Consider the following 4,613-nt stretch of genomic DNA (forward strand, 5'->3'; position numbering starts at 1 on the left):
CTATTGTTTTGNTAGAAAACGGAGTAATGCAAATCGGTTGGATAACACATGAAAGCGGTATATGGTATTCCTTGAAGCTCAGGATGAAAAGATGCTTGGAAGTCTTAAAAAGGGCTGGTACCATGATAATAATGATAAATACTGGTATTATCTAAGTCCTCAAACCGGAGTTATGGAAAAAGGCTGGCAGATGATAAATAACAAGTGGTATTATTTTTCAGAGATTCAGAGAAATCTAAAATACAATAATGAAACGGGGAAAAATGAATATTATCCTCAGAGACCATACGGCTCTATGTATATAAATGAAAAAACACCTGACAATTATAATATTGGAAATGACGGGAGTTTAATCGGAAATTAAAGCTTGGTAAAGTTTACTGATTATATTATGTGAATTAACAGCTGTTGTATATTGATCTATAATATGATACGTATATATCAAATACAACAGCTCTGTAAACATAATCACTATAAATCTACATTTAAGAAACAGAGGAAATATAATGAAAATGAATAGATTTGAAAATTTTTTCTTTTCATCAGTCGCAAGTGTGATTATAAATTTTGCATTAGGGTGTATTTTAGCTTGGTGTCTTTTTTTGCTGTCATGGGCACTAAATTTTTCAGGATTGTCAGAGATGACCAAAAGTGATGTTGCAAGCGCAATTATAGAATTCTTTGCATTTTTAGTGCCATGGGCTATATATAATGTATACAGATATCATCTATGGGAAAAATTCCAAAAATCAAAAAAAATTTATATCTGGACGCTTATTATACCTTCCTTTTGTATTAGCCTCATTGTAATTATAATAAATATATCTGATTATATAAGGCATGGTCCAAATAGCAGTTTTCCTTTTTTGTAATATAAATATTATCATCTGAAATGAGGTATAAATATATGGATGATTTTGAAAAAAAACATTTTTCATTACGGCAGACTTCAATTATAAATTTATTATTTTTATTTTTTATCATATGGATTAATTTCAAAATTAAGGAATTAGCATATGGTGATTTATATGATAAAGATACTACGGAATTTGTTGCGAAGTATATGTTGTTGTTTGCTAATATTATATTTGGCGGAGGAATAGGAATGTATAATTTAATAAGACTGAATGCATGGTGTAAAGAAAACAGTAAGTTATATAATCTCAAAAACTATACAATCTCAATGATTATACTGGCAATTGCTATATTTATTATAGAATCAGTACTTCATTTAATATTGTGGAAAAATATATAGAGATATAGTTAAGTTAATAATGATTTACATACGATTATATCTTTACTCCGCAAGACTATTCGGAGCTTAAGCTTCCTGAAACCCCAAGAAAGGATTTACTTGAACCCGGATATACGCTTAATATAGGAAACGGAGGTCTTATTTCTTCTATTACAAGAGACGGTAGAGAAATTGAAGTAGCATCTCCTGAAGAAGCCCCGGTAAATGAAGGAGATAATGCTGAAATCACGACACCTGCGTATAAGTCGGGCTTTAAGTTTAAATACTGGGATCTTGCATATGGAGATATAAATTTAAACAGAAATGAAAGAACTCAGGTAATAACGGTAAATAAATCGGATATAAGATTAAATGCAGTTGCGGCATTAAAGCTTGATATAGGACTTAAAAGATATGTAAATAATATATTCTCACCTCTTGCATCGGATATTTATACAGCATCTAAAGTCCATGTATATGCGAAACTTCCAAATAAAATGCTTGGAAAAAGTGAGTATAAATTATGGAAACTTGAAAAAGATGAAAGCAGTACCGATACAGTTCTAACTGAAATAGATACTTCACATACAAAGCTTAATACACCGTATTTTACAGGAAGTTTTGACTTTACCTCAGATATAGGCAGTAAAATTCTTATCTCGTATAAGGACACAAACAGGGTTGCAATAGTTAGCTCTCTGCCCGGTGAAAAATATTCACAGGCAAAAGTTAATGTACTAAATGTAATATCGGGTCAGACACTGGAAAATACTCCTGAATATAATATGCTTGCCCTTGATATAGATAAAATATATACGGATCCTGCAACGGGCATTGTATATAATTTTACCGGACTGTCAAAGGATAAAAAAGGTCATAAAAAAATAGGAACAGATGTACCTATAAAGCAACAGATGATCTTATATACTGTATATAAACCTGCCAAAACCTATGACGGAGGCAGTGATAATACACCTCAGGGCAATATAAATGATATGCCTGATAATACATCCGTTAATCATGATGATAATAAAAACTATTCCAAGGATAAAAAAACAGGTGATTCGAAAAGTGATGGTGTATATTCATCAAGCAGTTCAACTAACTCTTTATCTAAAATTATATATGCACATAAGTCTGCTGCTGAAACTGAGGGCGGAAAGTGGATAAGTCTTGATAACGACAGGAAAAAATGGGCATTTGAATTAAAGGATAAAAGCAGTATTAAAAGAGCATGGGCTGATATTAAAGATGCATCAGGTGCCGTAAATACCTACTGTTTTGATGAAAAAGGAGTAATGCAAATCGGTTGGATAACACATCAAAGCGGTATATGGTATTTCCTTGAAGCTCAGGATGAAAGGATGCTTGGAAGTCTTAAAAAGGGCTGGTACCATGATAATAATGATAAATACTGGTATTATCTAAATCCGCAAACCGGAGTTATGGAAAAAGGCTGGCAGATGATAAATAATAAGTGGTATTATTTTTCAGAGATTCAGAGAAATTTAAAATACAATAACGAAACGGGGAAAAATGAATACTATCCTCAGAGACCATACGACTCTATGTATATAAATGAAAAAACACCTGACAATTATAATATTGGAAATGACGGGAGTTTAATCGGAAATTAAAGCCTGATAAAGCTTACTGATTATATTGTGTTAATTAAGTAGCTGTTGTATATTGATCTATACTGTGATATGTATATATCACATACAACAGCTCTTAACTAATCATCACTACAAATCTATATTTAATAAACAGAGGAAATATAATGAAAATGAATGTATTTGAAAAGCTTTTCTTTTCATTAGTTGCAAGTATAATTATAAATTTTATATTAGGGTGTATTTTTACTTGGACACTATTGGATCTTTTATGGACAATAGGTGTTGCAGGATTCTCAGGACTGAGCAAAGATTATGTTACACGTGTAATCATAGAATTTTTTGCATTTTTAGTACCATGGTCTATATATAATATATACCGATATCATCTATGGAAAAAATTCAAAAAACCAACACTGATTTATATCTGTACATGGATTATACCTTCCTTTTTTATTAGTCTCATTATAATTATAATATATATATCTTACTATATAATGTACGGCTCGGGTCGACATTCTTTTATATAATAGGAAAACTATTATATTATTAATACGAGGTATAAATATATGGATAATTTTGAAAAAAAATATTTTTCACTGAAACAAGCTTCAATTATAAATTTATTATTTTTACTTTTTATCATATGGATTAATTACAAAATCAAAAAAATATCATATAATGATTCATATGACAAAGATACTATTGAATATCTTACGAATTATATGTTATTTTTTGCTAATATTATATTTGGCGGAGGAATAGGAATGTATAATTTAATAAGGTTGAATGTATGGTGTAAAGAAAACAGTAAAACATATAATCTGAAAAACTATATAATCTCAATGATTATACTGGCACTTGCTATATTTATTATAAAATCAGTACTTCATTTAATATTGTGGAAAAATATATAGAGATATAGTTAAGTTAATAATGATTTACATACGATTATATCTTTCCCCCACAAGACTATTCGGAGCTTAAGATTCCTAAAAACTCAAGAAGAGAATAGATACTTCACATACAAAGCTTAATACACCGTATTTTACAGGAAGTTTTGACTTTACCTCAGATATAGGCAGTAAAATTCTTATCTCGTATAAGGACACAAACAGGGTTGCAATAGTTAGCGCTATGCCCGGCGAAAAATATTCACAGTCAAAAGTCAATGTACTTAACGTAATATCGGGGCAGACGCTGGAAAATACTCCTGAATATAATATGCTTGCACTTGATATAGATAAAATATATACAGATCCTGCAACGGGCATTGTATATAATTTTACCGGACTGTCAAAGGACAAAGAAGGTCATAAAAAAATAGGAAACGATGTACCTATAAAGGAACAAATAATCTTATATACTGTATATGAACCTGCCAAAACCGATGACGGAGGCAGCGGTAATACACCTCAGGGCAATATAAATGATATCCCTGATAATACATCCGATAATCATACCGAAAATAATAAAAATTATTCCAAGGATAAAAAAACAGGCGATTCAAAAAGTGATGGTGTATATTCATCAAGCAGTTCAACTAGCTCTTTATCTAAAATTATATATGCACATAAGTCTGCTGCCGAAACTGAAGGCGGAAAGTGGATAAGTCTTGATAACGACAGGAAAAAATGGGCATTTGAATTAAAGGATAAAAGCAGGATTAAAAGAGCATGGGCTGATATTAAAGATGCATCAGGTGCTGTAAATACCTATTGTTTTGATGAAAACGGAGTAATGCAAATCGGTTGGATAACACATGA

General features: G+C 30.8%; 7 protein-coding genes. 6 read left to right on the plus strand and 1 reads right to left on the minus strand.

Going from position 1 to position 4,613, the window contains the following annotated elements; translation table 11 throughout:
• The first annotated feature begins 61 nt into the window (after positions 1–61).
• The 3 genes from HMPREF9333_RS05960 to HMPREF9333_RS05970 all read left to right on the plus strand — a co-directional run bounded on the left by HMPREF9333_RS05960 (position 62) and on the right by HMPREF9333_RS05970 (position 1,255).
• Positions 62–364, plus strand: coding sequence for a hypothetical protein (locus HMPREF9333_RS05960; RefSeq protein ID WP_005540586.1), 303 nt, complete (start codon positions 62–64; stop codon positions 362–364).
• Between the two features lie 148 nt (positions 365–512).
• Positions 513–872, plus strand: a complete 360-nt coding sequence (locus tag HMPREF9333_RS05965; RefSeq protein ID WP_083816598.1) for a hypothetical protein — start codon at positions 513–515, stop codon at positions 870–872.
• Positions 873–907: 35 nt separating this feature from the next.
• A complete protein-coding gene (locus HMPREF9333_RS05970; protein WP_040882436.1) occupies positions 908–1,255 on the plus strand; it encodes a hypothetical protein in 348 nt (115 codons plus the stop codon).
• Between the two features lie 55 nt (positions 1,256–1,310).
• Here HMPREF9333_RS05970 and HMPREF9333_RS12900 read toward each other — a convergent pair whose 3' ends face one another.
• Positions 1,311–1,484, minus strand: a complete 174-nt coding sequence (locus HMPREF9333_RS12900; protein WP_156797293.1) for a hypothetical protein — start codon at positions 1,482–1,484, stop codon at positions 1,311–1,313.
• 247 nt (positions 1,485–1,731) lie between these two features.
• Here HMPREF9333_RS12900 and HMPREF9333_RS13280 point away from each other — a divergent pair, with 247 nt between their 5' ends.
• The 3 genes from HMPREF9333_RS13280 to HMPREF9333_RS05990 all read left to right on the plus strand — a co-directional run.
• Positions 1,732–2,871, plus strand: coding sequence for a hypothetical protein (locus tag HMPREF9333_RS13280; RefSeq protein ID WP_040882438.1), 1,140 nt, complete (start codon positions 1,732–1,734; stop codon positions 2,869–2,871).
• 545 nt (positions 2,872–3,416) lie between these two features.
• Positions 3,417–3,764, plus strand: coding sequence for a hypothetical protein (locus HMPREF9333_RS05985; protein ID WP_040882441.1), 348 nt, complete (start codon positions 3,417–3,419; stop codon positions 3,762–3,764).
• Between the two features lie 220 nt (positions 3,765–3,984).
• Positions 3,985–4,613 (plus strand): hypothetical protein (locus HMPREF9333_RS05990; protein WP_005540588.1); only part of this gene is annotated, 629 nt, incomplete at its 3' end.

The sequence above is a fragment of the Johnsonella ignava ATCC 51276 genome, assembly GCF_000235445.1.
Taxonomy (GTDB): Bacteria; Bacillota; Clostridia; order Lachnospirales; family Lachnospiraceae; genus Johnsonella; species Johnsonella ignava.